The organism is Hydrogenophilus hirschii (assembly GCF_054656675.1).
This window is the reverse complement of the sequence record NZ_BAAHXQ010000003.1, coordinates 67604-93510: the sequence shown is the minus strand read 5'-3', so window position 1 is coordinate 93510 and position 25907 is coordinate 67604. Positions and strand designations below refer to the sequence as shown.

Below are 25907 nucleotides of genomic sequence, written 5' to 3'. Positions count from 1 at the left end.
TCGTGCAGTGGGAAGAGCTGTGCGTGAATCACGATGCCGTACTCGATTGCACGAGCCGCCGTGAAACAGAGTTGTGATCGCCGTCACGGCAGAGTGATCGAGCGCAAAAAAACTGCATATATCCCTTGGCACCCTCTTTCGCATTGTGCGACAATCCCGTTTTGCCGCAGCGCACCAACCGCGGCAGCAAGAGAGGAAGTCACTACCAATGGCCAAAAAAGAGAGCCGGTTTCCCGAGCTGGCGCAGCTCTTTACCGAGATGCGCCGCTATTTCGTTGGGGTGGGCGCGTTTTCGTTCGTGATCAATTTACTGCAATTCACCGCGCCGCTCTACATGCTACAGGTCTATGACCGGGTGCTCAGCAGCCACAACACCACCACGCTTTTGGTGCTGACCATTCTGGTGGTGGGGCTCTTTCTCCTCATGGCGGTGATCGAGTTCATCCGTTCGCGCGTACTCGTGCGGGTTGGGGCGGCGATGGAAGCCAAAATCAATCAGCGCATCTTCGACGCCGCGTTCGAAGCCACGTTGCGCCGCGGCGGCGCGAACGCGCGACAGGTGCTCAGCGATCTCACCCAATTGCGCCAGTTCGTCACCGGTAACGGCCCCTTTGCCTTTTTCGACGCCCCTTGGTTTCCGATCTACCTGGCCGCCTGTTTCGTACTCCATCCCCTTATGGGCTGGTTCAGCGTGGGGGCGGCGCTGATCCTGATCGTGCTCACGGTGGTCACCGAGGTGGCGACGCAAAAACCCCTGGCCGAAGCGAACAAGTACGCCAACCAAGCGACCAACTTCGCCCACAATCAGCTGGCGAACGCCGAAGTGGTCGAAGCGATGGGGATGCTCCCGGCGCTGCGCCAGCGCTGGAAGGCGCGGCACGTGCAGCACCTGGTGTTGCAAGCGGTGGCGAGCGACCGCGCGGGGCTCATCTCAGCGATTACCCGTTTCGTGCGCATCACTTCACAGTCGCTCGTCTTGGGGCTGGGCGCGTGGTTGGTGTTGCAGAATGAATTGACCCCCGGCGCGATGATCGTCGGCTCCATTTTGATGGGGCGGGCGCTCGCGCCGATCGACCAACTGATCGCCAATTGGCGCGGATTCGTCCAGGCGCGGCTGGCGTACGAACGGTTGGGAGAGCTGCTCACCGCGTTCCCGGCACGGCCACCGCGTTTGTCGCTTCCACCACCGAAAGGGCATGTGTCGGTCGAGGGGGTGGTCGCGGTCCCGCCGGGCAGCCAAACGCCGGTGGTGCGCGGTGTGACGATGGAGATCCCGCCGGGAACGGTCGTCGGCGTGATCGGCCCCTCAGGTTCGGGGAAATCGACGCTCGCGCGGCTGTTGGTCGGCGTCTGGGCGCCCGCTGCGGGCAAAGTGCGGTTGGATGGCGCCGACGTCACCCAGTGGGACAAAGCGGAACTGGGCCCCTATATCGGGTATCTGCCGCAAGACATCGAACTCTTCGACGGCACGATCGCGGAAAACATCGCCCGTTTCGGGCCGCTCGATTCGGAGCGAATCGTCGAAGCGGCGCAACGCGCAGGAGTGCACGACCTCATCTTGCGCCTGCCGCAAGGGTACGACACGCCGATCGGTCCCGGTGGCATGGTCCTTTCTGGCGGGCAACGGCAGCGGGTTGCGCTGGCGCGCGCGCTCTATGGCGACGTACGCCTCATCGTATTGGACGAACCCAACTCCAACCTCGACGACATCGGCGAAACGCTTTTGGTGCGCGCGTTGGCGGAGATGAAACGTCAAGGGCGTACCGTGGTGGTGATCACCCATCGTACAAGCGTACTGCAAGTGGTCGATCGGCTCGCGGTGATGCGCGACGGCATGTTGCATGCCTATGGGCCGCGGGATCAGGTCCTTGCCGCGTTGCAGCAAGCAGCGCAACAGGCTCAGCAAGCGGCGCAACAACACGCAGCGCAACCGCCGGCTGCGCAGGCACCGTCGTCTGGGCAAGCGGCCCCACAAACCGCGTCTGCGGGTACGCCTGCAGCCGCATCGTCCGCCCGTGACGCGGCGCCCAATGCTTCCGTTACCCGAGCGCAGGAGAGTTGATGGTGTCTCAACCCGGTGAAACGAACGTGACGGCGCAATCGCTCCCCGAAAGCCGGCAAAGTCCACCCGAACGCAGCACCGCCGCCGTGCCGGCCTCGGAACGCGGCCAAACCGCACGCGGCTCGAGAGGCACAGTGGAACCGTTCACGCTGGAAGCCGATGCGCGACCAGTGGAAGAGGTGGCGCACGAAGTGTTGCCGGATGAAGCGAGCCGGTTCCTGCGTGTTGGCGTTTGGATCTTGTTGCTCTTCTTTGGCGGGTTCCTGGTGTGGGCTGCGACCGCGCCGCTCGATTCCGGTGTACCTGCGCCAGGCGTGACCATCGTCGAATCGAAGCGCAAAACCGTTTCGCACCTCACGGGCGGCATCGTCAAAGCGATTCTGGTCAAAGACATGGCGTTCGTCGAAGAAGGAGAACCGTTGATCATTCTCGACGACACCACGATTTCCGCCCAATACCAGAGCGCGCTCAAGGAGTACGCGGCGCTTCTCGCGACGAAAGCGCGGCTCGAAGCGGAGCGTGACGGCGCCGCAACCGTGACCTTCCCGGAAAGCCTCCGCGCAATCGGTGAAGCAGGCGATGTAGCGGCACAGATCGCGCAGCAGCAAGCGCTCTTTCATTCGCGGAAAGAGGCGCTCGCGGCGCAGCTGCGCGTGCTCGACGAAACTGCGCGCACTGCGGAACAGAACGCTGCGGCGCGGGCCGAACAGCTCAAATTCCTCAAGGAGCAGCTCGACGGGATGCGGGCGTTGGCACAGGAAGGGTACGCGCCGCGCAACACCCAGCTGGAGCTGGAACGGCAGGCGTTGGAACTGCAAAACCAGATCACGCTTGCGAAACAGCAAGCCTTGGAGGCGCGGCTGCGCGCGCAGTCCCTGCAAGAAGACTACCGCAAAGAGGTCGAAACGCAACTCGCGGAAGTCACCAAACAACTGGCGGTGGTGGAAGAGCGGGTGCGGGCGCTCAAAGAGGAGCTCGACCGCACCGTGATCCGCGCGCCGGTAACCGGCTACGTCAATGCGCTCGCGGTGCATACTGTCGGCGGTGTGATCCGCCCCGGCGAGCCGCTCCTTGAGATCATCCCGAAAGACGAAAAACTGGTCTTCGAAGTGCAGGTTCCGCCGCACCACATCGAGCGGGTCCATCCCGGATTGCTTGCCGAAGTGCAACTCGCCAATTTCCACGATTTGGCGGGTAAGGTGCTCGAAGGGCGGGTGATCTCGGTCTCGGCCGACCTCGTCACGGACCGGCGTCTGACGCCGAACGGGCAGCCGCTGCCGCCGCACTACGTCGCGCGCGTCGAATTGACCGAAAACGGTTGGCAGACGCTCGGCCCCAACCGCCACCTTCAACCTGGGATGCCGGTGACGGTACTCATCAAGACCGGAGAGCGCACCTTCCTGCAGTACCTGATCAAACCGATCTGGGAGCGTCTCCACAGCGCGGTGAAAGAGCCATGAACCCGCGAAAAGCTTATGAGTCCAAGATGGCTGAGCGCCTCCCCGAGCATGGCGGTGGTCGCGCCCTGTGTCATCACCAAAGAGGATCGACACTGCCAAGCGTTGTGGCGCGTCGTTCCCGAATCGGGTGGCGTCAAAAGACCGTCGCTGCGTTATTGGCGGTTTTTTCGGCCCACGCGGCGTACGCGTTGAACCTCACCGAAGCGTTCCGGTTGGCGGAACAGAACGACCCCAATTTCGCAGTGAGCCAGAAACGGGCGGAAAGCGACGCCGCGGGGGTCGACGTGGCGCGTGCGCGGCTCCTTCCTTCGCTCACCTTTTCCGCTGCAGCGGGGCGGGCGAAAACCGACACGGAATATCTGAGCGGTCTTTACAAAGGGCGCACCGTGAGGAACGACTACCAATCGCGCAATTGGAACCTGACTGCACGACAACCGCTCTACCGTCCCAGCGAATGGGCCGGATGGAAACGGGCAGAGGCGCAGGCCGAAGCGAGCCAAATTACCGTGGAAGCCGCACGGGTGCGTCTGTTACGCCAGGTGGCGCAGGCGTACGCGCAAGCGCTTTCGGCGCGGGCGCAAAAAGCCGTCGCGCAACAGGACGTAGCCCGGTACGAACTCGTCCTCAAACAGGCGCAGCGCGCTTTTGCGCTCGGTAACGCCACACGGACCGACGTCGAAGATGCCAAAGCGCGGCTCGATATCGCCCAAGCGGCCGTCTTGAAGCAAGAGGGGACGTTGCAGCAGGCGCTCGCGGCGCTCGCAGCGCTCATCGGGCGCTCGGTCAGTGAGGACGAACTCGATGCGATGCAGGCGGTGCCGCCACTTGCCGAACGGGCGCTTGCCAAGCCGCTCACGGCGTGGATCGATGCAGCCCATACCCACCACCCCGAGGTGCGCGCGCTCGTCGCGCAAGAAGCCGCGGCACGGCAGCAGGTCGAACAACAGCGTGGGCAGCACAAACCCATCGTGGATCTGGTGGTGACCCGGCGGATGAGCCGCAGCGACACCGAAACCACGATCGGTCAGCAGTACGACACCACCAGCGCCGCGGTCCAACTGCAGATTCCGCTCTACGCAGGGGGTGGGATCGACGCGTCGGTGCGTGCGGCGCTTGCGGCGCTCGAAGAAGCGCAACTCAAAACCGAAGCGAAACGGCGCGAACTCACCCAATCGGTGACTCAGGCCTACACCGCGCTGCGCTTTGGCTACGCGCAGTGGCAAGCGCTCGAACAGGCGGAACGCTCTGCGCAGCAAGCGGTGATCGGCACCGAAAAGGGGATTCAGGCGGGAACCCGCAACGCGGTCGATCTGCTGAACGCGCAGCAAGAATTGGCGAAGGTGCGCGCCAGTCGCATCGACGCCGCGTACCAGGTGCTCGTCGCTGCGATCGACCTTTGGAGCGCCGCCGAAGGGGGGGTGGATGCGGTACTCGTGCAACTCGCCGATGCCGTTGCCCCGCATCTTGAACCGCGTCATACTGCCACCGCAAGCGTACAGCCACGCGCGCACGCGCAGAACGCTGCAGATCGCACGCCCAATTGACCAGTCAGTACGCACCGGCATCCGAGCGAGCGACTGCGGCTACCGCGCCCCGTCGTTGAAGCGCGCAAACACCTCGCGGATCTTTTGTGGTTCGTCCAGTTTTACCAAACGTTGCGCTTTGGGCGCCAATTCGTCCAGGTTCGCATAGAGCAGCCGCTGCCGTACCTCCAGCAACCGCTCCGGATGCATCGAGAATTCGCGTAACCCCAGCGCAGCAAGGAGCCACGCGTAGTCCGGGTCGCCTGCCAATTCGCCGCACAGCGAAACAGGGAGATCGATCCGCGCCGCAAACGAAAGAATCCCAGCGAGCAGGCGCAGCACCGCGGGGTGGAGCGGATCGTAGAGTTCGGCAACGGCGTCGTCTTGGCGGTCGATCGCCAGCGTATATTGAATGAGGTCGTTCGTGCCGATCGAAAGAAAATCGACCCGGCGCGCGATCATCGGCAACGCGATCGCCGCCGCAGGGACTTCGATCATCGCGCCCACCGGTATCTGTTCCGGCACTTTGACTCCTTCGGCGACAAGTTCGCTGCGCGCCTGCGCGATCAGTTGCCGCGCCCGATCGATTTCGCTCGCGTGCATCACCATCGGCAGCAAAATTTTCACAGGCCCGCACGCCGCGGCACGCAACAGCGCCCGCAATTGGGTGAGGAAAAAGGCGGGTTCGGCCAAGCAGTAGCGGATCCCGCGCAACCCCAGCGCCGGGTTTGCGGGTGCGCGCCGCTCATCGCTCAGGTCGAAATCCTTGTCCGCGCCCAGATCGAAGGTACGAATCGTCACCGGTTTGCCCTTCATGCCGCGCACCACCTCGCGGTACGCTTCGAACTGCTCGGCTTCCGACGGCCGGTCGGCGCGTTCGGTGAACAGGAACTCGGTGCGGTAAAGGCCAATTCCGTCCGCTCCTACCGCACGCACGGCAGGCAAATCCTTCGGCGACTCGATGTTGGCGTGGAGCTGAATCTCGGTGCCGTCGAGGGTGCGCGTCGCCGATTCTTTGAGTCGCGCCAGACGGGTGCGCTCGAGATCGAGCTCCGCTTTGCGTAACCGATACTCTTCGACCACCTCTGGCGGTGGATTGGCGATCGCCACCCCGCGGCGCGCGTCGATGATGACCAGTTCGTCGTCTTTCAAGAGCTGGCGCGCGTGGCGCACCCCTACCACCGCAGGGAGCTTGAGGCTACGCGCGACGATCGCGGTGTGCGACGTGGGGCTACCGACGTCGGTAAGAAATCCGCCAATCCGTTGCCCGCGAAACCCGATGGTATCGGCAGGAGAGAGGTCGTGCGCGACGATGATCGTCGGCCAATCTTCGTGCCGCGCGCGCATCGGTCGCGCCAGGCCGCGCAACTCCTTCATCAGCCGCTCGACGGTTTGAATCACATCCTGCCTGCGTTCGCGCAGGTAGGCGTCGTCGATCGCCTCGAACGCCGCCAGGAGCTCCTCGAGCTGTTGCGCCAACGCCCATTCGGCGTTGATCCCGTTTGCCGCGATTCGCTCCAGCGCCGCGTCGATGAGCATCGGGTCGTCGAGCATCAAGATCTGCAGGTCGATGAACGCGTCGAGCTCTTGCTGCGCGGCGCTCTGGTCGGCCGCTGCGCGCAACAGCCGCAATTCGGTGCGTACCGCATCCACCGCCTCTTTGAGACGCGTGCGCTCCTCCGCAACCCGTTCCGGCGGGATTTCGTAGTGCGGTACCTCCAGCAGCGCGTGGGAGACCAGGTGGACGCGACCGATTGCGATCCCGGAAGAGACCCCAAGCCCGTGGAGCGTGAACGCAACGGCGGACACCGCGTTACTCCGGTTCGCCGAAGCGGTTCTGGATAAGATCGACGATCGCCGCGAGCGCTGCTTCAGCCTCTTCGCCTTGCGTCTCAACGGTTACCGTGGTCCCTTTCGCCGCGGCGAGCATCAAAATCCCCATGATGCTTTTGGCGTTCACCCGCCTACCATTACGCTCGAGCCAGATCTCGCACGGGAAGCGGTTCGCCAGCTCCGCAAGCTTGGCGCTTGCGCGCGCGTGCAACCCCAGTTTGTTGATGATTTCGATATCGGTGCGTGGCATAGCGCTATTGTACCGAGAGTTTGGCAAGCCCGTGGGCTTTGAGGATGCGAAACACGTCGAGATCGAAGCGGTAGGGTTTTGCGCACGCGGCGGCAATCTCGTCCGGTGTCGGCTCGCGTTCGAAACGCGCGAGCAGACACCACTGGTCGACCAGAAACCAGACCGTGCGGCTGCCTGTTTCGTTTGCTTCAGGGAGAAGAACTGGACCGTCGTGCGGCCACGGGTGTGGCGCCAATTGCTGCAATGCCGCAAGCAAGCGCGCGTCGTGTTCCGTGGCGGACTCTTTGCCTGCGCACCAACCGTGGCAATGACGCAACTGATGCGCACTGCACGCGCGGCGCGCAGCAGGCTCCCAACCGAGCCGCACCGGACAAAGCCCATGGTTTTTCGCCAATTGCCGCAACGTCTGTTCCGCCTGTTTGCGGTTGGAGAACGCGCCAAACGTCCCAGCAGGCCAAGCGCGGGGATCGGTGCCCTGGATCGGCAGATAGGTGACGGTGAGCGGTGCGCGGGTAGCCGCATTCAAACCCGCGACGTGGATCGCCACGGCCACCTGATTGTGGCGCAGCCGCTTGTTGTAGCGCGGCTTCATCGACTGAACCAATTCGGCCTCTACCAGCTGCGCGTGCAGGTCTCCCGCGGTCTCCAACCACTCGATGCGGCGGATCTGCCGCGCGATCTCCGCGTCCGTCGCGTTGCGGGTAGCTGCGCTGAAATGCGCAGTGACGCGGCTGCGCAACCCTTTGCTCTTGCCGATATAGAGCGGCAGATCGTTTTCGCCGAAAAAGAGATAGACACCCGCCGTTTCGGGAATCGCCTCGATCACCCCGTCGGCGAGCCCGGGCGGGCGCGCGGGATGCTTCATCGCCGCTTCGCGCGCGATCAACAGCCGTTCGGGCGGAAAATGGGCCTGCGCAAAGGCCAGATACTGTTCGAGCACCGCAACGTCGCCGCGTGCGCGGTGGCGGGCCGGACACGAAAAGCCGTGCCGTTCGATCAGCGCGTCGAGCCCGTGGCGGCGGTGCTCCGGTTCCAGTGCTTTCGCGAACTTCACCGTGCAAAAAAGGGGCGCAGAAAACGCAATGCCGCAGCGGGCAAACGCCTGCTTCAAAAACCCATAATCGAAACGAACATTGTGCGCGACGAGCACCGCATCGGCCAAGAACGCGCGCAACGTTTCCGCAATTTCGGCAAACGTTGGCGCTTCGGCGACCATCGCACTGCTGATCCCCACCAGCCGTTCGATCACCGGTGGAATGGGCACTTCAGGGTTGATCAGCGTCTCCCACCGCTCAGCGGGCGACGCAGAATCCGTGACCCGGGTGAGCGCTACCTCGATGATCCGGTCACGCTCCGGATGCGCGCCTGTGGTCTCGAGATCGAGCAGGACGTACGGCGTGGGCAGCACAGAGGCACGCAGAGCCTTCAGGCGTGCTCCGTTTGGGCAGAACGCTCCATGACGCGCGCAGCCAAGCGCGGCGGCAGCGCCGGTCGGTACCCTTCCGTGCGAAAGGGATCGAGCTGCGGATGGCTGGTGTCGTAATAGTACGGGTAGGTGGGAACCCGCGCTGCGGCAAACTGCGCCGTGGTTTCCGGGTCTTGCGGCTTATCCCACCACAACGCGCGCCCTTGCCGCGCCACTTCGCGCTGCTCCGGGTGGTTGCTGAGGTAGTCCTGCAGGAAACGGGTGGCTTCAGAGACGTAGCCGGTCATGAAGAGCTCCTGTGCCGGAGGAGAACCAATGTTAGCATAGATCTGCTATCGTCTATAATGCTGTCAGTGCGAAAAGTCTGGGTGACCGGAATGGGTAACACGCTTCGGCTTTGGGACCAGGCATTGCTGACGATGTCGAAGTGGCCTCAAAGCGTTAAAACCGCAATCATAATGAGCATCGATGCGCTTTTACTCATTTTTTTGTCGGCAGCTGCCGTCCATATTGCCCATCCGGAAATTGATGTCAGTAGCAAAATCGTTGCTGCGTTGGGCGCATTGAGTGCGCTGCCGGTGTTTTTCCTTTTCGGGCTTTACCGGCAAATCATCCGTTATATAACGGAACAGGCGTTGATCGCGATCATTAAGTCGTCGTTACTCGTTGGCGTATTGTGGTTCCTCTGGCTCGGGATCCTTTTTCGAGAATGGCCTGTGGAGCGGTTGGTTGCGACTGCGTGGATTTTTGGGTTTTCGGTTGTAGCCGTGATCGGCGGACTGCGTTTGGGACTCCGGGTTTTGCTGTGGCGTCCTTTGCACCGGCAGTACGGAGGTCGGCAAGCGCTGATTTATGGCGCCAATGATGCCGGTTGGCAGTTGGTGTCCGCATTGCGGCAAACGCGCGAGTTTTTTCCTGCGGCTTTCGTTGACGACGACCCTGCAACCATCGGGAAAGAGCTGGGGGGGGTCACGATCTATGCCCCATCCGATATCCCTCTGCTCCTGAAACGATATCGCATCCAGGAAGCCATCGTCGCATTGCCGCACGCCTCGGAATACAAGAGACGGCAAGTGGTTGAGCAGCTGACGCAGTACAACTTACGGGTGCGCATCATGCCGCCCGTTGCCGATTTTGCTGCGGGTCGCTATTTGCCCAGAATCATTCGAGAAGTGGATGTTGGCGACCTTTTGGGTAGGAACCGTGTCGAGCCGGATTGGGATTTGGTGCGAAAATCGGTAACGAATCGCAATGTCATTGTAACCGGTGCAGGCGGATCCATCGGGAGCGAATTGTGTCGTCAGATCGCGTTGTTGTCGCCCAAAAAATTGATTTTGGTCGAAGCCAATGAATTTGCGCTCTACAAGGTTCAACAGGAATTGTTGGAGATCGGTTTTAAGCAGATCGTTCCAGCATTAGGGAGTGTCGAAGACCAAATCTGGTTGGAAAGTCTGATCGAAAAGAACCGTGTGTGCACCGTTTTCCATGCCGCAGCATATAAACATGTACCACTGGTCGAACAAAACCCGATTGCCGGCGTGCAAAACAATGTGCTGGGTACTTATCGCGTTGTTGCAGCGTGTCAAGCAACAGGCGTTGAACGATTTATTTTGATTTCGAGCGACAAAGCTGTCAATCCCACGAATATCATGGGCGCAACCAAACGATGGGCAGAACTGATTACCCTGGCGGCTGCGCAAGAAATGCAGCACAAAGGGGCGGCTTTTTCTGTCGTTCGATTCGGAAACGTGTTGGGGTCTTCTGGTTCCGTCGTACCTCTTTTTCAACGTCAGATCAAAAAAGGAGGGCCCATAACCGTCACCCATCCAGAAGTGACGCGCTATTTCATGTCGATCCATGAAGCAGTGGAATTGGTGCTTCAAGCCAGTAGTATGAGTCGAGGCGGGGAGGTTTTTCTCCTCGATATGGGGGAACCCGTATCGATCTTGGAATTGGCGCGAAAATTGATTCGCTTGGCAGGGCTCACGGAAAGAAATGAGAGTAACCCGGACGGGGACATCGAAATCATTTTTGTCGGACTTCGTCCTGGTGAAAAGCTTCACGAAGAACTGGTGATTGGCCAGAATGTCAGTCCTACAGCGCACCCCAAGATTCGGCAAGCGATGGAACCGTTCTTACTGAAAGAGCAAATGACGGAATCACTCTCCAAACTGGAGCTGGCGTTGAAATGGCGCGATGAAGAAAAAGTGAAAAAACTGCTCTTTTCATTGGTTTTTGATCAACACTGTTTTGCGCAGTCTGACCGTTTTGTTGCTGAGAAGCGGTAACCTGTTTTTTGGAGGAGATCATGAGTATCAGTGATATCGTGTCGCAGAAAAAGAATGATGCGTTGGAAAAATTGGCTGGGCAAATAAACGCTGAAGAACAAGCTAAGCAAACGGCCAACGAGCAGTTGCTGACAACTCAGTATAAGACCTTGGTGATCAGTTCGTGGATCGGTTACACCGGGTTGCTGCCAAGTGACGATGAGTTGAATAGCTGGGTCAATCTTCTCCTTCAAGGGGCGCCTAGTGAGTCTCTCTATCGCTTTCTTTCACAAACACCCGAATATCTGGCTGCGACCTACGACCGAACCTATTTGATCAACTATGTTTTCGCCAATCTGTATGGCCGTGAACCTACACCCGAAGAAGTTCAATATTGGTGGGGGGCGGCAGGCGATTACCGTTTTGTGCCGACATTGTTCAACACGGCTTCTGGGAAGGATCTCAACATTCTGACGGAACGGGTTGTTTTTTCTGAGTTGGCGTTGACCTTGATGGGTGGTTCTGATCCCAGCGATGTAGCGTATCGCCAACTTTTCGATTATTTGCTCGATACCATCAATCCAGTCTCGGGGAGAACGGCCGATGATGCGGTGACGGCACTCAACAATGTACTGAACCCCGATGTGCCAACCTATTTTGATACGGTGGTGCAGCCTGTCAAAGAACAGGGCTACGAAACCACGTTGCAATTGGCATTCCTTGCTTATTTGCGCAGACCTCCATCGCAATTTGCAGATACCACCGAGGACGAGTTCGATACGTGGATGACCCATCTGAAACAGACGAATGGCGACCTATCTTTCCTTGTGCAATCGCTCGTAGCTTCCAATGAGTTTCTCCAACCCTATTTCGACAAAGATTTGGCTGGATCGATCGCAGATCTCATTCAATTCCTGTTTGGTCGCGAAGCCACTCAACAAGAAATCGATTTCTGGCTGGGGCAGGCCAACTCTGCGGGTGTCTGGCTCCCCTGGTATATCGCCCAATCGGCAACGGGTGCCGATCGCGCGTCACTCAATGAAAAATTGATCGTGAGTACGGAACTGGAGAAAATAGCCGAACAGTATAGTCTTGATCCTTCTGATCCCAGTGTCAAGCCAATCATCGTCGACCTGCTTGCGCAGACGCATGTCTACCCCGGCGGTCAATCGGCTTCACAGGTGATGGTAGGCGTCGATAGCGCGCTGGGTAAAGGAACGAAAGCCACTCCAGCGATGATCGAAAGTGTCAGTAAGGTCGGTGAATATTTGTCGATTGCTTTCGATCAGACGATCGATTGGAGCTTTTTCGACAAAAATGGGGATGGGACCATTTCCGTTGGTACAGAATTGATCATTGGTGTCAAGGCAAGCTGGAAAATTACCCCTGACCCCAATAATACCGATATTCCCGAGACTGTGGTCATGGACAACCCATTGGGCGCGGCTACGGTCTATGAAGCCAGCGGTGGGCGATTGGTTCTGAAGCTGGGCTCGGATGCGGACATGCTGGTTTCGGACGGCAATGGTGATGGGATCACGGATACGCTTCAGATCGATCAGGTGATCATCTTGGGTGTCCGCGATCTTGACGGGCAGATCAGCGACGTGATTTTTCCGTGACGATGACAAAACTCGGGGAACTTTTGGTTCGGCGGGGGAAACTCTCCCCCGCTGATTTGTCCCGTGCGCTCGAAGCCCAGAATCATATGCCCGGCGAGCGTTTGGGCCGTATTCTGGTTCGTTTGGGGTTGTGCGCGGAAGTGGACGTTGCCGAAGCGCTTGCTGAGCAATTGCAGGTTTCTTTGGTGCGCGCAGACCGATTCCCTTCTGCACCGCCTGAGCTCGGCTCGCTCAATCCCAATTTTTTACACAAACATGCGCTCTTGCCGCTGAGCGATGTGTCCTCGGATGTTCTGTTTGTCACCAGCGAACCCAATTCGCCGCTCGTACAGCAGGCGCTTCGCTTGGCGCTGCATCAAGAACCGCAGCTTGCACTGGGTTTGGAAACCGAGATTCTTGCCACGCTGGAAGCGTGGTTTCAAGAGGAAAATGCCGAAGAACCGGAAGCGGATTTTCAGGGTGCGGCGGAATCGAACCGGTCGAACGAACTGATCGAACACCTCAAAGACCTGGCTTCTGAAGCGCCAGTGATTCGGTGGGTGAACCAGATTTTTGCTCAGGCAGTCGAAGCGGGTGCGTCGGACATTCATTTGGAGCCGTTTGAAGACACTTTTTGTGTTCGTGCGCGTATCGACGGGGTGCTGCAAAAGATCGCCGAACCGCCGCTGGAACTGGCTGCAGCGATCGTTTCCCGTGTCAAGCTCCTGGCCCACCTGGATATCGCAGAACGTCGCCTTCCCCAAGACGGTCGCATGAGCCAAAAGATTCAAGGGCGTCGCATCGACGTACGGGTCTCTACCGTACCCACGCGTCATGGTGAAAGTGTCGTGCTGCGCCTTCTGGAACGCGATGAATCGCTCCTGCAACTGGAGGCGCAGGGGTTCGAACCCGACATCCTGGCAACGGTCAAAGCACTGCTGACGGAGCCACACGGTATTTTTCTCCTCACGGGACCGACGGGGTCAGGGAAGACCACGACGCTGTACGCTGCGTTGCGGTCGCTCGATACCGAAAGGCTCAAGATTTTGACCGTCGAAGATCCGGTCGAATATGAACTGCCGGGGGTCAATCAGGTGCAGGTTCAAGAAGCGATCGGGTTGACCTTTGCATCTGCGCTGCGCGCTTTTCTTCGGCAAGACCCGGATGTGATCATGGTGGGGGAGATGCGTGACGCCGAAACCGCGCAAATCGCTGTTCAGGCTGCCCTTACCGGCCATTTGGTGCTTTCGACGCTACACACCAATACCGCAGCAGGGGCAGCCGTTCGGCTCCACGACCTTGGCGTCGAGCGCTATCTCATCACCTCTTCCGTGATCGGTGTCTTGGCGCAACGTCTGGTGCGAACGCTGTGCGCGCGATGCAAGACCCCGTTGCCGCTTGCCCAGGCGCAGGAAGCAGAGCGGGTTTTGGGCGAGTCGATACCTCCAGGTGCCACGCTGTTTGCAGCCAACGGCTGCCCAGAGTGTCGGTTTACGGGGTACAAGGGGCGAATTGCGATTCACGAACTGCTGACGATGACGCCAGCCGTCAAACGGGTGATCCTTGCTGGTGGCGACAGCGACGAAATCGATGCGGCAGCAACCTCCAAGCGTTCTCTGTTGCAAGACGGCGCACGCAAAGTGTTCCGAGGGGTCACGACGGTAGAAGAGGTTTTGCGGGTTGCCCATGGGGAAGACTGAATATTGCTACCGTGCCAGAGATGTGCGTGGTCGAATCCGGTCTGGTCGCTTGGTGGCTGCCAGTGAAGCCGTCGCGAAGCAGATGTTGGTGACGCAAGGGTTGGAACCGTTAGAAATCACTGTGGCCGCGCCATCACCGGATTCCGTACGAAATCCGCACGGTGCAACGCAAGCCGCTCTGTCGCTCCGGTGGCGTCGTAAGAACAGTGCGCCATTGCCCGACTCGGTTGTTCTCGAATTCGCACGCGAGCTGGCTGGGCTGATACAAGCCGCCGTCCCGTTGGACCGCGCGTTTCGTCTGCTTCAAGGGCTTTTTGCCGGTTCGCCACTGGAACCGTTGATCGGAACGGTCGCGCAAGGATTGCGCCGCGGTCAGTCGCTGAGTCAGGCGCTGGCACCGTTTGAGCCGCAGCTCGGCTCCCTTTTCCTTGCGATGATTCGAGCCGGCGAGGCCACTGGTAATTTGGCGGCAGCGCTGACAGAGATCGTGCATTATTTGGAACGACGTCTCGCAACGCGCAAAGCACTGGTCGGTGCATTGACCTATCCCGCGATTCTGCTGGTGGTTTCACTGCTCTCGCTTGCATTGATCCTCGGCTTCGTCGTGCCGCAGTTCCGCGCCCTGTTCGACGATCTGGGTGATGCGTTGCCGTTGCTGACCCAGTGGGTCGTTCAGGCTGGGGACGTGGTTCGCGCGCAAGGCCATTGGCTCTTGGCTGGGCTGTTGCTGCTCTTTGTAGGTTTTTATGGCTGGCGCACCAGTGCCCGGGGGCAAAGCCAATGGGACCGTTGGCTCCTGCACGCGCCGCTCATCGGTGTCATTTTTCGGCAGCGCATTCTGGCCCGTTATCTGCGGACCCTGGGCACGCTGCTCAAACAGGGTGTGCCGCTGCTGCTCGCTGCTAAAATTGCGTACCAGACGTTGGGGAACCGCTTCCTGGAAGCAGCACTGGCGGGTGTAGGCGACGTGCTGAAGCGAGGAGGGCGTTTCAGCACTGCGCTGGAACAAGCGCTGCCTAATGAAGTCTATGTCCAACAGATCGTTCGGTTGGGTGAGGAAACGGGGCGGCAAGCAGAAACCCTCATCGAAGTGGCAAACCGTCTCGATGAATGGGCAGAGACGCGCACGCGACGCGTCTTGCAACTCGTCGAACCGCTGATCATCATGACGTTAGGCGCATTGGTCGCACTGATCATCATGGCGGTGTTGCTGGGTATTTTGTCGGTCAATCAACTGGTGTGAGGTCTTATGATGGATGAACTTGTGTTTGCGCCAAAACGGTGGCAACGGTCTCGTGCCCACTGGCAGGTCGGGTTTACGCTCATCGAGCTCTTGGTCGTGCTTGCGATCCTTGCGCTTTTGGCGGGGCTGGTTGGACCTCGCGTGCTCGATCAGTTGGGCGGCGCCAAAGCCAAAACGGCTCGGGTGCAAATCGCAGAGATCGAGCAGGCGCTGGACCTTTTCAAACTCGACGTGGGCCGTTATCCCACCACGCAAGAGGGTTTGGATGCCCTGGTTCGTCGGCCAGGTAACCTCTCTGCATGGAACGGGCCGTACCTCAAGAAGGGGTTGCCAACGGATCCATGGGGTCACCCTTATCAATACCGCAACCCTGGACAAATGGGTCCCGTCGATGTCTTCTCACTCGGGGCGGATGGTCAGCCTGGTGGCGAAGGCGAAAACGCCGATATCTATGCACAGTGAGGGGCGGGTAACGGGTTTTACCCTGCTCGAGCTCCTCGTCGTTTTGACCATTGCCGCCCTTGTCGCGGGGGCAGCGTTATTGTGGTTGCCCAAAGCGCTGGAAAGTGCGCGCTTTCGTGAAGCGGTGCTCAAAATCCAGGCTGCTTTCATGATGGCAAAACACGAAGCGCGGCAGAGCGGCACAACACACTGGGTGGTTTATGATCAGCGCGCGCGCACGCTCTATCTGGACGAGCGTCCCTGGTATCGGCTGCCGGAAGGGATCGCGCTGGAATGGACCGTTGCCGATTTGGGTTTGGGAGCGGACCGGGCAGCGATCGTTTTTCGTCCGGAAGGCGGTAATACAGGGGGCACCGTGATCGTGCGCCGCCAGGGACAAGCTACGGCGGTTCGCGTCGACTGGCTGCTTGGCCTTGTCGAAAATTATCCCATCACGCCATGAGACGCAGAGGCGGTTCGCGGCGCGACAAGCGCAGCGGGTTTTCGTTGCTCGAAGTACTGGTTGCCTTGACGATTGCGGCAATGGCGTTCGCCGTGGTTTACCGTTCGGTTGGACAGTCGGTGCTCATCGGGGCGAAGAGCCGTGAACGCACAGAGGCAGCGACGGTGGTCCGCTCGCTCATGGCGCTGGCTGCGGGGAGGTCAGAGCTGTTGGCGCAACGCGCGGGTGTTTTTTCGGGTTGGCACTGGCAAGTGGAAGTGCGGCCCGTTACGGTGGCGTGGCAGCCTGATCCTCCGCTGGTCGAAGGATTGGATCCCACGTTATTCGATCCGGCAGCTTTGCCGCCACTTTATGCACTCGATTGGACGTTGACACCCAGCACCAGCGCGAAAACGTCGCTTCACTTCGTCAGTTATGTGCTCGACCCCGCTTTCTAGTTCAGCGCGACAACCCATTCAAGGGTTCACGCTGCTGGAGCTCTTGGTGGCGCTGACGCTGGCCAGTCTTCTGATGGCTGCCGTGAGCGGCTTGATCTATCAGGTGGGCGAATCCCTACAGCGAAGCGATCGCGTCCGGGTAGCCAGCGAGCGTCTTGCACTCGTCGAAGCGTTGCTGCGCCGTAAGATCGAAGGGTTGAAACCCTTGGGTACCGTAGTAGATGGAAGTGCAACACTTTGGTTTCAGGGGGATCCGGACGCTGTGCAACTGTTGGCAACGCTGCCGGAACATCCCACCCAACCTAGGCTGTACCACTTTCGTTTTCAGTTCGTTCCCGAACGCAAGCAATTGCAAGCAGCGCTGGTGCCGTGGGAAGGGCGTAAACTTCCTCATTGGGATACCGCGGAAACCGTGCTGCTGCTCGAGGGGGTCGAGCGGGTGCAATGGCGTTACCAAGCCTTCGACACGGGTGAATGGCAAGATACGTGGCATGATCGGCGTTTCCATCCCGCACGCGTTTCCCTTTCATTCACTTTGACAAATGGGCAAACGGCTACATGGGTTTTTGTGTTGCCCCGCGCGCGGTGAAACCAACGGGTTTCGTTTTGCCCGCCGTGCTCTGGCTGTTGACAGCCGTTGCGGTGGCCGCGTTGGCGCTGACCAACGTGGCGCGCACCCAAAGCGATGTCGCACGATCGTTCTGGGACGAAACGGCCATCGCGGCGCGGCTCGAAGCAGGCTTACTGTTGACCAGCGCGTTGTTGCAGCAGACGCCGGAAGTGCGTTATCGTGAGCACCATTGGCAGTTCGATGGGAATGCGGTGACGGTCCGCGTCACCCCTGCTACGGGTTTGATCGACCCCAACGTGGTCAGCGACGCATTGCTTCAAGCGTTACTGGAACGTGGCGCGGATTTGCCGCCTTCTGTTGCCGCAGATTACGTCAAAAGGCGGGCGCAGCATCAAACGCGGTGGGAGGATCCGGACCAATTCCTAGCAGCGCTCCAATTGCCCCGAATGGCGCATGATACAATACGCGCCAGTTTGGGGTTCGATGGCCAGCAGCTGCTCGACGCGCGGGCAGTCCCGCCGGAGCTCCTCATCTTGCTCACGGGGAATCCCCAGATGCCGCTTCTCGTACACCAGATGCTTGCGCAAGGGCAAGATCCCGTAGCGAGCGGAATGCTCGACTCTGCGCTTTTTGCGCCCCTGTCGCAACACAGCGATGCTGCGCGTTATCGTCTCGAGGCACGGTTGGTGACACCGGATAACCGTGTGTGGCAAAAAGTTTGGTGGATCGATCGCGCAAGACGACCGGATACGGCTCGGCCCTGGACGGTGGAGCGCGTGGAGCCGCTGCGGGTGGTGGGGGTCGCCGCCGATGGCTGACACAATCGGATTCTGGTGGGACGCCTGGCGCTGGGCAATGGGCGCATGGTTGGCTCAGTTGGTTGCGGCGCCCGAAAAATCGCTGCTTTTGGACTCGGGGACGTTTTTACAAGGAACGTTTTCGTTACCTCGGCAACGGTGGGCGCAATTGGACGCACAGGTGGCAGAGCGACTGTTTGAGGAAAGTCCTCTGGTGCCGGAGCACGCGCTTTTTGGTTGGCGCGCTACGCCGGAGTGGCAAGGATGGCGTGTCGACTGGGTGGTGACTGACCATCAAACGGTCGACCGCGTGCGCCAGCAAGCAGATCAGCCCGATGCGGTCGTCGCGGCCCCGCATACAGAAAAGGCCATCCCAGTTCGGGATGCTTTCTGGCAGCAAGCGGAACGGAAAATATACCGTCGCATGCGGCGAACCGTTTTTGTTCTGCTCGTGGCGTTTGGGCTCACTGTTTTGCTGTTCTTGGTGGCACCTTGGCAGGAGCGGAAAGCCACGCAACAAGCGGTTGCTGCATTGGCCGCAGCAGAACGTCGCGCGCAGCCTGCACAACAGGCGCTGGCGGGTCTGCGAGCAGCAGAAGCGAAAATGGCCGCGGTGCAGCAGCTTGGTGCCATTCGGCGTGACTGGGTGGCGGTCTGGGAGGTGGTTGCGGAACGGCTGCCAGATGGTGCATGGATCGACCGTTGGGAGCAACAGGGCACGCAAGTACGCATTCTTGGCGTGACCCCGAATTTGACCCAGTTCTTGACCGCCTTGGAGCGCCATCCGCGTATTACCGATGTTCGAACGCCGTTGGCTACGACACGGGAGCCGCGCACAGGCTTTGACCGGTTTACCGTGGAATTTCAGTGGCGGGACGCGCCTGCGGAGGCGACACAATGAGACGTTGGCCGCTCGTGACGGTCCTGCGCGCAAAGACTCTCGTGTTCTTTGCTCTGGTGCTGCTCTCGCTTTGGTTCGCCCGCACAGCCTATTTGGAACGGCAGGTCCAGTTTCGTGCAGCGCTGCAACCACGTCTGGAGCGGCTGCTGGGCATTGCGCAAGCGCAAGAGGCCATATCGGCGCGTCGCGCCGCTTTTGAGGGAACGTTGGCAAAACTGCTTTTTGCTGCTGCCGGATCTCCGGAGACCGTGGCGCGACAAGCCGTCGAACAGTTGGCTAGGGAACAAGGCGTCGCGGTCAACGCGTTTCAGACGACGATTGCACCCGCATCCACAGCAACGCCCGATTTGACCATGGTGCGTGCTGTCGTCACGGTTACAGGAGAATATGCTCAGGTGCATGCATGGCATCGTGCGCTGTTGGCGCATCGCCCATGGATGATCCTGGAAAGCGCGCTGTGGTTGCGTGAAGGGGGCAGCGAACAATTCCGTGAACACCAACGGGTGCGCCTCACCGTTCAGCTTCTTCTGCCGTTCGCCGCTTCGGCTTCCAACGCGCAGCCAACCGTCTCCGGAGCGGGGCAATGAAGTCGCGTCTGCTTTTCTGGGCGCTGGTGGCTTTGATCGGGCTGGCGGCTGTCGTCGATGCGGCGCGTTACCGAGCCGTATGGCAGATGCCGCAGCCATTGCCACCCGCATTGCCGAACCTTCCTGCCTTGGCGGAAGAGACGCCACCGAGCCCGCTCAAGGAGGCGCTTGCCCGGCCGCTCTTTTGGGAATACCGGCGACCATTGCGCTCAGCGACCGCTGGCGCAGAGAAAATTCCCTTGGCGCGCGGCGAACTGCTTGCCCTCTTTGCTTCCGCAAACCAACGGGTGGCGCTGGTGGCGATTCCGGAGCAGGGTGTGTGGCGGATAACAGACCAATCTGGGCCACGCGGCTGCCGGTTGACCGCCGTTGCCGAAACCCGGGCCGAATTTCAGTGCGGTGCCGAGCGCATCACGCTGCCGCTCACGCCACGTCCGTTATCCAAACCAAAGAACGACCTTCCCCGCGCCAAGACGGCAGAACCTAACCCTCAATCCCGTGTGGCGGCCCCCCCATCTGAAGGCAGGGGGCGCTATCCATTGGAGAAACCAAGATGAAGCGATGGATTGTCTCGCTCACCGTCGTGATGCTTACCGGATGCGCCGGTTTGCAACCGGGTGGCATCGAACCCTTTGCGTTTCCGGAGCCGCCGGTTGCAGGGGAAAAGGCCGTGCCTCAGCAATCCCAGGCGCAAGTTGCGCCAACCGAAGCCCATTCGCGCCCACAACCCCAACTCTATCCAGGTACCGGGCAAATCGTGAAGCTGCCTGCGCCGCCTGCACCCAATCCGGTGTTGCAACAGGGAGAGGGTGTCGTGCTCAATTTCGAAGCGGCACCGCTCAACGACGTTTTGCGCGCGCTGCTTGGAGATGTGCTCAAACTCGATTACACGATCGATCAGCCCAACGACGTCGTGGTCACCCTCCGGACGCAACGGGCGTTGCCGCGGCCGCAAGTGTTGGATGTGGTGGAGACACTGCTGCAAAGCCACGGTATGACGTTGGTGCGTGACCGAGCGGGGGTCTACCATGTCACGACGCTCGATGCCAGCAAAGAGAGCCTACCCGCGGTGCGCGGAAGCGATCGGGCCCGTCTGGAGGGGGCGGGGCTACTCATCGTTCCGCTGCGCCATATCGGTGTCGGAGATATCAGTCGTATCCTCCAGCCGCTATTGCCGGAAGGCGGGCTGGTCAAGGCCGATCCGGTGCGTAATCTCTTGATTTTGCGCGGCAACAAAGCGCAACTCGACGCGTGGATGGACATCATCGAAAGCTTCGACGTCGACTACCTGGCTGGCATGTCCGTTGGGATTTTTCCGCTGCAATACGCAAGCGTCGAGGAAGTGAATAAAGCGGTGGCGATGTTGCTCGGCCAACAAGCGGATGGAACGTCCGCGGAAGGCGCTTCTGCGGCCGGGCCGCTCAACGGCCTGATCAATGTCTTGCCAATCGAGCGGTTGAACGCGCTGTTGGTCGTGACCCCACAAGCGCGTTACCTGGAACGGATTCGGACGTGGATCGAGCGGCTCGACCGGCCTGCAGACAACGAAATCGAACCCCAGCTTTTTGTTTATCCAGTGCAGAACAGTTCCGCCAGCCACCTGGCGGAGCTGCTCAATGGCCTCTTTGCCGGGGAAGGTGGCCGCGCCGTCACGAAAACCAGTGGTGTTGCGCCGGGCTTGGCCACCACCCAAGGGGGGAGTGGCACCAGTAAGACACCCCAACCGCTTTTGGCAAGTGGGGACACTGGAACCAAGGGTACTGCAGGCGTGAGCCAGGCTGGGTTGCGTACCGCGATAACATCAGGGCCAAGTGGCACTGCGTCGTCGAACGCAGGCGCGGCGGTTTCGGCCACACTGGAGAACAACGTACGCATCGTCGCTGACGACCGGCAGAATGCGCTCCTCATTCGCGCGCCACGGCGCGAATATCGCCGCATCGTCGACGCGCTGCGTCAATTGGATCAGGCACCCACACAGGTGTTGATCGAAGCCAACATCGTCGAAGTAACGCTTTCCGGCAACCTGAAGTATGGCCTGGAATGGTATCTGCAAAATGGGTTGGGAAGCGGCTTTACCGGAAGCGCCACGCTCAATTTTCAGCAAAGCGGGAGCATTGGCCCAACGCAACCCGGCTTTTCCTACGCGATCACCAACCGCGCCGGGATTATCCGCGCGGTGCTCAACGCGGCAGCGGAGCGTTCGCAACTGCGGGTGCTTTCCAACCCATCGGTCTTGGTGCTGGACAACCACACCGCCACCATTCAGGTGGGGCAACAGCAGCCGGTAAAGAGCGCCACCACTGTTTCGAGCAACTCGGTGACCACAGAATCGATCACCTATAAAGACACCGGCGTTTTGCTCACCGTGACCCCATCGGTCAACGCCGGGGAACTGATTACGCTCGACATTGTCCAGCAAGTCACCGATGTGGGCGAAATCGACGCCGCCACCGGGCAGCGCCAGTTCCTTACGCGCCAGATCCAAAGCCGCGTTGCGGTTCGTTCCGGTGAAACGGTGGTGTTGGGAGGGCTCATCCGCGACAACGACACCACAGGACGCAGCGGCATCCCCGGACTTGCCGATCTGCCTGTGGTAGGTAACCTTTTCGCCACGAATAGCCGTGCCCGCAGCCGCACCGAACTGCTCGTGCTGCTCACACCGCGGGCGCTACCCAACGAAAGTGCGCTGCGGGCTGTGAGTGACGAGCTTCGGCAGCGGATGCGGGCATTTCAGCGCCATGTGCCATCCGAAAAACTGTGACAACGAAGAAAGGAGTTGTACCCATGTTCGATGGAAAACGCCGTCGTCTGCTGGCAAGTCTGGGGGTGGGATTGCTGTTGGCCGGATGTGGCCACAGCGCTATCGCTCCGCATATAGCAAAGGCTTCAGGTACGGATGAAGCAGCATTGCTCGAACGGGCCCGTGCCTATTGGGCCGCGATGCTCGCCAACGACCTGGTCAAGGCGTGGCCGTACGAGGAGGTGTCGCTGGATCCGAATTGGACGCTCCAAGGGTATTTGAAGCGCAACCGCGTGATCCTCAAAGCGGCCGAAGTGATCGGTGTCGCGAAACGCGAAGGCGACGAAGCGGTACTTCGAGTCAAACTGCGGTACGACCTGCCGCAGGCCTTTCTCAAGAATTACGAACAGACGATTGCCGACCCGTGGGTGCTACGCGATGGCGTGTGGTACCACAAGCATGTGCGATCGGGACTCTTTTCGAACTCCAATCGGGAGCGGGAGTGAGTTTTGTGGCGTGAATGCAACATCTGACGCCTCCGCGATGAATGAAACATCTTGCATTTTTACCGGCTTTGCTTTACAGTTCTAAGCAACCCATTGCGCCACGGGTGCAAGGGTTGGGTTCCCGCTAGAGGGGTTGGTTTGTAACCTAAAAGGAGTGATTCGATGAAAAAGCTTGCGATTGCCGCTGCTGTAGCTGCCGCGTGCACGGGCGCAGCCCAGGCGTACCAAATGGGTACATTCAGCAATGGTGTGGTCATTCCCAACGTTTTCCATGACGGTAGCCAATATACCGCGGTTGGGATTATCTCGCTTAACAATGCTTCCATTTACTGGACGTTTTTTGATCAAGATTCGAACCACGTTACCGACGGGTGCTTCACGGTGACGGCAAACGATTTCCAACCGTTCATTTGGAATGCGAAGACCGCAGGTGTCGGTTTGGAAGGGCAGCGCGGCTACTTGGTGTTGGCTGCAGATACGGTAAACACCACCTGTTCAGCTCAATCGCCGACCATTAGCACGGGCAATATTTTCAGTGCTAATGCGTTCCAAGTGATGCCGCCCGCCGATGTGGCTTATGTGCCGGTTATTGATGGTCCGCTTAACATCACCGGCAATTTGACCACGATGGGGCCGAACTCTTTGGTGAGCGCTGGTGGCGCTGCTTCCGGTGGGAATACGCTCTATATGCGTTATTTCCTCAACAACGCGGATACCCGGATCGTGGTGTGGTCGACGGGTAACCAGTCGGGTACGCACACGGTCAATATTTACAATGATCAGCAAGAGCGCAAATCGGTGAACTTTAGCCTTCAGCACGCCGAGCTTGATTGGTTTGATCCGGAAACCATCCAGGGTCGTCCCGCTGGCTTCGTCGAAGGGTTCATTGCTTGGAATGTGCCGACGACGATTAGCTCGGTCTTCTCGTACAGCGTGATCGATGCGCCGGCGTTCGGTGCGGTGCAAACGATTCTGAACCCGCACAATTGATCTGACGGGTTTCGTTGGTCAAAAAGGCGCCTTCGGGCGCCTTTTTCGTTGCAAGGAGCCATCATGAAGGGAAAGATTGCATTGGCATTCGCGGTATCGATGGTATTGGGTGGGTGTGCCACGGTAGCGCGCAAGCCAACGCCAACGCCGACGCCGCAAAAAGTCCTGTCGGAATTCGGATCATTCTGGGGTGGGGATATCCGGTGCGGGCAAGCAGGTTGCCGACTGGTTGCGGTTGCGCACGAACGCGGGGCTGCTGTCGTTGTGCGCGCAGAGGGGCGGAGTTGGGTCAAGGAAGGGGAACTCCCGACAGCCTATCACCCCGATTCGGCGGTTTGGCTCGACGGCAAACGTTTTGCGGTAGCCGTGGAATCGGGCGGTAACCTTGTCATTGCCGAAGTCGATGACAGTGGGCCGAAAGCGGTGAAGTCACTCGTGGTGGGATTTCCGCCCCGCGACGTGCGGGCGGTCCCGAACACCGCTGCGGGTGAGGTCGATCTCATTGCTTCGCCCTATGCCGGCAATGCGCTGGCCTATTTCGCCGCAACCGGTCCGGAAACCTGGCAGCAGCCGGAAAAGCTTGCTGGGTGCCAAACCCCTTGGCATCCTGAGGTTCGCGTTACGGAAAATGAGATCACGATGGTCGCGGGGTGTCTGGACGACCGTAAAGTGGTCGCGTGGTCGCGCAAAGCCAATGGAACGTGGCAAGTGCAGACCATCGCGCAGATGCCACACGTGCCGCGCAATGTGGCGTTTTCGCGCGACGGCAAGCAGCTCTACGTGGCATTGGAACTGGGTGGAAAGGCGGCCGTGATCGAATGGGACCAACTCGGAAAACCGATCCATTGGCTGCCGCTTCCGGGCTGGGGGGCGGTAGCAGTGCGGGAACTTGCCGACGGAACCGTGGTCTGGGGGGAAGATCGCCGCCTGTTCTTGCAGCGTTGTGATTGGCGCACCTGGCAGTGCGAAACCCGGCAACTGCCGGTGGATGGGTTTGCGGGTTACTTGCGCGTTGCTGACGTGGATCAGGACGGTCATGAGGACGTAGTGGTCTTTCACAGCGCAGGAAATGGGGTTTCTGTCTGGTATGGGCCGCTCTGGGCGCAAGCAGAAGCCGTGGCTCACGAAACCAAAAAAGCATCCAACCGGAACTGAGTGTGTAACCTTACGAACAGGGGAGCAATGATGGCGACAATGAGGCAATTTTGGGCGGGCGTGTGTCTGCTCTTGGTGGGAACCAGTCTATTGGCCGCACGCAGTGCATGGGCAGATGCGCCGTTGATTTTGGCCTCGCAAAAGGGAGCGCCGCTGGTGACCTGGGAAGAGGTGAAAGCGGAGGTCGGCAAGCGCGTCGATTGGCGCGGGCTGGCGCGCTCCGAAACCGGGATGCGCAAGATCGTCGAGGAGCTGGCCTGGACACGCCTCCTGGAACAGGAAGGGGAGAAACGCGGCATTGCGAAACGAGACGAGAATGAGAAGATGCCCTTCAACTACCCCTATGCCCTAGCGGTGGAAAAGGATTTGACGAAGCAATGCGTCGAGCCAGCCGATGAGGCAGAAGCGAAGCGCTATTACGACGCGCATCCGGACGCCTTCATGACTCCCGTGCGCGCGCGCTTGCAGCGTATCGTTTTGCCGATAGCGGCCAAACAGGGCAATCTTCCAGCAGCGGTGTGGCTGCAGATGGAGGCGATGGCGATCGTCAAGGGGATCCGTACCTTCGATCAGACACTGGCCGACGCGCGCAAGCTCAATCCGGGTGAGCCGATGGGTGACCTGGGGTACGTGGTTCTGGAAGAGGATGCGCCCATCATCAACGCATTGAAGTCGGCAAAAGCGGGAGAGATGGTGGGACCCTACGTCGATGGCGATCGGGTCTATCTCTTCCTGGTGCAAGAGAAACAGGAGGCGCAACGCGTGCCGTGGGAGTTAGTGAAAGCGAATGCTGCCAAAACCGCATTGGTGCATTGTCGCAAACAGACACTGAAAAAAGAGCGGGCACGACTCTTTGCCGAGTACCAAGTCCAGCTGGACGATCGAGCCATTCACCAAGCCTACTCGCGGCGGGATGAGCTCGCAAAGCTTGGCAGTGGTCCAAAGCTGAAGTAA

At 59.8% G+C, this 25907-nt stretch carries 24 protein-coding genes; 20 read left to right on the top strand and 4 right to left on the bottom strand.

Going from position 1 to position 25907, the window contains the following annotated elements; translation table 11 throughout:
• Window positions 1-208: 208 nt before the first annotated feature.
• Genes ACYQ4Z_RS09380 through ACYQ4Z_RS09370 form a run of 3 tightly spaced genes read left to right on the top strand, consistent with a single transcriptional unit; the run spans window position 209 to window position 5066 of the window.
• The gene (locus ACYQ4Z_RS09380; RefSeq protein ID WP_459860858.1) at window positions 209-2062 is read left to right on the top strand and encodes a type I secretion system permease/ATPase; all 1854 of its coding nucleotides are present in this window, start codon (window positions 209-211) and stop codon (window positions 2060-2062) included.
• Window positions 2062-3522, top strand: coding sequence for an HlyD family type I secretion periplasmic adaptor subunit (locus ACYQ4Z_RS09375; RefSeq protein ID WP_459860857.1), 1461 nt, complete (start codon window positions 2062-2064; stop codon window positions 3520-3522). The genes ACYQ4Z_RS09380 and ACYQ4Z_RS09375 overlap by 1 nt, the downstream gene beginning before the upstream one ends.
• A 26-nt stretch (window positions 3523-3548) precedes the next feature.
• Window positions 3549-5066: a TolC family outer membrane protein gene (locus tag ACYQ4Z_RS09370; RefSeq protein WP_219972693.1), complete on the top strand. Its 1518-nt coding sequence runs from the start codon at window positions 3549-3551 to the stop codon at window positions 5064-5066.
• Between the two features lie 39 nt (window positions 5067-5105).
• On the opposite strand, the gene ptsP is transcribed toward ACYQ4Z_RS09370, so the two are convergent.
• From ptsP to ACYQ4Z_RS09350, 4 genes are read right to left on the bottom strand one after another with little or no spacing between them, the layout of a single operon-like run.
• On the bottom strand, window positions 5106-6854 hold the full coding sequence (gene ptsP / locus ACYQ4Z_RS09365; RefSeq protein WP_459860855.1) for a phosphoenolpyruvate--protein phosphotransferase: 1749 nt from the start codon (window positions 6852-6854) through the stop codon (window positions 5106-5108).
• A 4-nt stretch (window positions 6855-6858) separates the two neighbouring features.
• Window positions 6859-7128, bottom strand: coding sequence for an HPr family phosphocarrier protein (locus tag ACYQ4Z_RS09360; RefSeq protein WP_459860853.1), 270 nt, complete (start codon window positions 7126-7128; stop codon window positions 6859-6861).
• A 4-nt stretch (window positions 7129-7132) separates the two neighbouring features.
• Entirely contained in the window at window positions 7133-8536 is a 1404-nt protein-coding gene (locus tag ACYQ4Z_RS09355) for an exonuclease domain-containing protein (RefSeq protein ID WP_459860851.1), read from the bottom strand.
• A gap of 17 nt (window positions 8537-8553) precedes the next feature.
• The gene (locus ACYQ4Z_RS09350) at window positions 8554-8841 is read right to left on the bottom strand and encodes a DUF3460 family protein (RefSeq protein ID WP_459860849.1); all 288 of its coding nucleotides are present in this window, start codon (window positions 8839-8841) and stop codon (window positions 8554-8556) included.
• Window positions 8842-8931: 90 nt separating this feature from the next.
• Here ACYQ4Z_RS09350 and ACYQ4Z_RS09345 point away from each other — a divergent pair, with 90 nt between their 5' ends.
• From ACYQ4Z_RS09345 to ACYQ4Z_RS09265, 17 genes are all read left to right on the top strand, one after another.
• The gene (locus ACYQ4Z_RS09345) at window positions 8932-10842 is read left to right on the top strand and encodes a polysaccharide biosynthesis protein (RefSeq protein ID WP_459860847.1); all 1911 of its coding nucleotides are present in this window, start codon (window positions 8932-8934) and stop codon (window positions 10840-10842) included.
• A gap of 20 nt (window positions 10843-10862) precedes the next feature.
• The gene (locus ACYQ4Z_RS09340; RefSeq protein WP_459860845.1) at window positions 10863-12443 is read left to right on the top strand and encodes a hypothetical protein; all 1581 of its coding nucleotides are present in this window, start codon (window positions 10863-10865) and stop codon (window positions 12441-12443) included.
• A 2-nt stretch (window positions 12444-12445) separates the two neighbouring features.
• Entirely contained in the window at window positions 12446-14122 is a 1677-nt protein-coding gene (locus tag ACYQ4Z_RS09335) for a GspE/PulE family protein (protein WP_459861016.1), read from the top strand.
• 22 nt (window positions 14123-14144) lie between these two features.
• Complete coding sequence (locus ACYQ4Z_RS09330; RefSeq protein ID WP_459860844.1) at window positions 14145-15365, top strand: type II secretion system F family protein; 1221 nt, start codon at window positions 14145-14147, stop codon at window positions 15363-15365.
• A gap of 9 nt (window positions 15366-15374) precedes the next feature.
• Window positions 15375-15827, top strand: a complete 453-nt coding sequence (gene gspG, locus ACYQ4Z_RS09325; protein WP_459861015.1) for a type II secretion system major pseudopilin GspG — start codon at window positions 15375-15377, stop codon at window positions 15825-15827.
• Complete coding sequence (locus ACYQ4Z_RS09320; RefSeq protein WP_459860843.1) at window positions 15757-16269, top strand: GspH/FimT family protein; 513 nt, start codon at window positions 15757-15759, stop codon at window positions 16267-16269. The genes gspG and ACYQ4Z_RS09320 overlap by 71 nt, the downstream gene beginning before the upstream one ends.
• The gene (locus tag ACYQ4Z_RS09315; RefSeq protein WP_459860841.1) at window positions 16266-16706 is read left to right on the top strand and encodes a type IV pilus modification PilV family protein; all 441 of its coding nucleotides are present in this window, start codon (window positions 16266-16268) and stop codon (window positions 16704-16706) included. The genes ACYQ4Z_RS09320 and ACYQ4Z_RS09315 overlap by 4 nt, the downstream gene beginning before the upstream one ends.
• Window positions 16684-17295 (top strand): prepilin-type N-terminal cleavage/methylation domain-containing protein, encoded by a 612-nt coding sequence (locus ACYQ4Z_RS09310; protein WP_459860840.1) that lies wholly within the window; start codon window positions 16684-16686, stop codon window positions 17293-17295. The genes ACYQ4Z_RS09315 and ACYQ4Z_RS09310 overlap by 23 nt, the downstream gene beginning before the upstream one ends.
• Window positions 17265-18095 carry a hypothetical protein gene (locus ACYQ4Z_RS09305; RefSeq protein WP_459860838.1) on the top strand — a complete coding sequence of 277 codons (831 nt, stop codon included), beginning with the start codon at window positions 17265-17267 and terminating at the stop codon, window positions 18093-18095. The genes ACYQ4Z_RS09310 and ACYQ4Z_RS09305 overlap by 31 nt, the downstream gene beginning before the upstream one ends.
• Window positions 18088-18975, top strand: a complete 888-nt coding sequence (locus tag ACYQ4Z_RS09300; protein ID WP_459860837.1) for a PilN domain-containing protein — start codon at window positions 18088-18090, stop codon at window positions 18973-18975. The genes ACYQ4Z_RS09305 and ACYQ4Z_RS09300 overlap by 8 nt, the downstream gene beginning before the upstream one ends.
• Window positions 18972-19562, top strand: coding sequence for a hypothetical protein (locus ACYQ4Z_RS09295; protein ID WP_459860835.1), 591 nt, complete (start codon window positions 18972-18974; stop codon window positions 19560-19562). The genes ACYQ4Z_RS09300 and ACYQ4Z_RS09295 overlap by 4 nt, the downstream gene beginning before the upstream one ends.
• Window positions 19559-20119 (top strand): hypothetical protein, encoded by a 561-nt coding sequence (locus ACYQ4Z_RS09290; RefSeq protein ID WP_459860833.1) that lies wholly within the window; start codon window positions 19559-19561, stop codon window positions 20117-20119. The genes ACYQ4Z_RS09295 and ACYQ4Z_RS09290 overlap by 4 nt, the downstream gene beginning before the upstream one ends.
• Complete coding sequence (gene gspD / locus ACYQ4Z_RS09285; RefSeq protein WP_459860831.1) at window positions 20116-22323, top strand: type II secretion system secretin GspD; 2208 nt, start codon at window positions 20116-20118, stop codon at window positions 22321-22323. The genes ACYQ4Z_RS09290 and gspD overlap by 4 nt, the downstream gene beginning before the upstream one ends.
• A gap of 23 nt (window positions 22324-22346) precedes the next feature.
• Window positions 22347-22808 (top strand): hypothetical protein, encoded by a 462-nt coding sequence (locus tag ACYQ4Z_RS09280; RefSeq protein ID WP_459860829.1) that lies wholly within the window; start codon window positions 22347-22349, stop codon window positions 22806-22808.
• Between the two features lie 162 nt (window positions 22809-22970).
• Window positions 22971-23798 carry a hypothetical protein gene (locus ACYQ4Z_RS09275; RefSeq protein WP_459860828.1) on the top strand — a complete coding sequence of 276 codons (828 nt, stop codon included), beginning with the start codon at window positions 22971-22973 and terminating at the stop codon, window positions 23796-23798.
• Window positions 23799-23861: 63 nt separating this feature from the next.
• Window positions 23862-24953 carry a hypothetical protein gene (locus ACYQ4Z_RS09270; RefSeq protein WP_459860827.1) on the top strand — a complete coding sequence of 364 codons (1092 nt, stop codon included), beginning with the start codon at window positions 23862-23864 and terminating at the stop codon, window positions 24951-24953.
• 39 nt (window positions 24954-24992) lie between these two features.
• Window positions 24993-25907 (top strand): peptidyl-prolyl cis-trans isomerase, encoded by a 915-nt coding sequence (locus ACYQ4Z_RS09265; RefSeq protein WP_459860826.1) that lies wholly within the window; start codon window positions 24993-24995, stop codon window positions 25905-25907.

What these genes read in the sequence shown, in the direction of transcription:
- ACYQ4Z_RS09270 (WP_459860827.1), top strand. Translation starts at nt 23,862, where the DNA reads ATGAAGGGAAAGATTGCATTGGCATTCGCGGTATCGATGGTATTGGGT.
- ACYQ4Z_RS09320 (WP_459860843.1), top strand. Translation starts at nt 15,757, where the DNA reads ATGTCTTCTCACTCGGGGCGGATGGTCAGCCTGGTGGCGAAGGCGAAA.
- ACYQ4Z_RS09290 (WP_459860833.1), top strand. Translation starts at nt 19,559, where the DNA reads ATGAAGTCGCGTCTGCTTTTCTGGGCGCTGGTGGCTTTGATCGGGCTG.
- ACYQ4Z_RS09340 (WP_459860845.1), top strand. Translation starts at nt 10,863, where the DNA reads ATGAGTATCAGTGATATCGTGTCGCAGAAAAAGAATGATGCGTTGGAA.
- ACYQ4Z_RS09275 (WP_459860828.1), top strand. Translation starts at nt 22,971, where the DNA reads ATGAAAAAGCTTGCGATTGCCGCTGCTGTAGCTGCCGCGTGCACGGGC.
- ACYQ4Z_RS09280 (WP_459860829.1), top strand. Translation starts at nt 22,347, where the DNA reads ATGTTCGATGGAAAACGCCGTCGTCTGCTGGCAAGTCTGGGGGTGGGA.
- ACYQ4Z_RS09305 (WP_459860838.1), top strand. Translation starts at nt 17,265, where the DNA reads ATGGGTTTTTGTGTTGCCCCGCGCGCGGTGAAACCAACGGGTTTCGTT.
- gspG (WP_459861015.1), top strand. Translation starts at nt 15,375, where the DNA reads ATGGATGAACTTGTGTTTGCGCCAAAACGGTGGCAACGGTCTCGTGCC.
- ACYQ4Z_RS09380 (WP_459860858.1), top strand. Translation starts at nt 209, where the DNA reads ATGGCCAAAAAAGAGAGCCGGTTTCCCGAGCTGGCGCAGCTCTTTACC.
- ACYQ4Z_RS09335 (WP_459861016.1), top strand. Translation starts at nt 12,446, where the DNA reads ATGACAAAACTCGGGGAACTTTTGGTTCGGCGGGGGAAACTCTCCCCC.
- ACYQ4Z_RS09310 (WP_459860840.1), top strand. Translation starts at nt 16,684, where the DNA reads ATGTGCTCGACCCCGCTTTCTAGTTCAGCGCGACAACCCATTCAAGGG.
- ACYQ4Z_RS09265 (WP_459860826.1), top strand. Translation starts at nt 24,993, where the DNA reads ATGAGGCAATTTTGGGCGGGCGTGTGTCTGCTCTTGGTGGGAACCAGT.
- ACYQ4Z_RS09375 (WP_459860857.1), top strand. Translation starts at nt 2,062, where the DNA reads ATGGTGTCTCAACCCGGTGAAACGAACGTGACGGCGCAATCGCTCCCC.
- ACYQ4Z_RS09350 (WP_459860849.1), bottom strand. Translation starts at nt 8,841, where the DNA reads ATGACCGGCTACGTCTCTGAAGCCACCCGTTTCCTGCAGGACTACCTC.
- ACYQ4Z_RS09315 (WP_459860841.1), top strand. Translation starts at nt 16,266, where the DNA reads ATGAGACGCAGAGGCGGTTCGCGGCGCGACAAGCGCAGCGGGTTTTCG.
- ACYQ4Z_RS09345 (WP_459860847.1), top strand. Translation starts at nt 8,932, where the DNA reads ATGGGTAACACGCTTCGGCTTTGGGACCAGGCATTGCTGACGATGTCG.
- ACYQ4Z_RS09300 (WP_459860837.1), top strand. Translation starts at nt 18,088, where the DNA reads ATGGCTGACACAATCGGATTCTGGTGGGACGCCTGGCGCTGGGCAATG.
- ACYQ4Z_RS09370 (WP_219972693.1), top strand. Translation starts at nt 3,549, where the DNA reads ATGGCTGAGCGCCTCCCCGAGCATGGCGGTGGTCGCGCCCTGTGTCAT.
- ACYQ4Z_RS09295 (WP_459860835.1), top strand. Translation starts at nt 18,972, where the DNA reads ATGAGACGTTGGCCGCTCGTGACGGTCCTGCGCGCAAAGACTCTCGTG.
- gspD (WP_459860831.1), top strand. Translation starts at nt 20,116, where the DNA reads ATGAAGCGATGGATTGTCTCGCTCACCGTCGTGATGCTTACCGGATGC.
- ACYQ4Z_RS09360 (WP_459860853.1), bottom strand. Translation starts at nt 7,128, where the DNA reads ATGCCACGCACCGATATCGAAATCATCAACAAACTGGGGTTGCACGCG.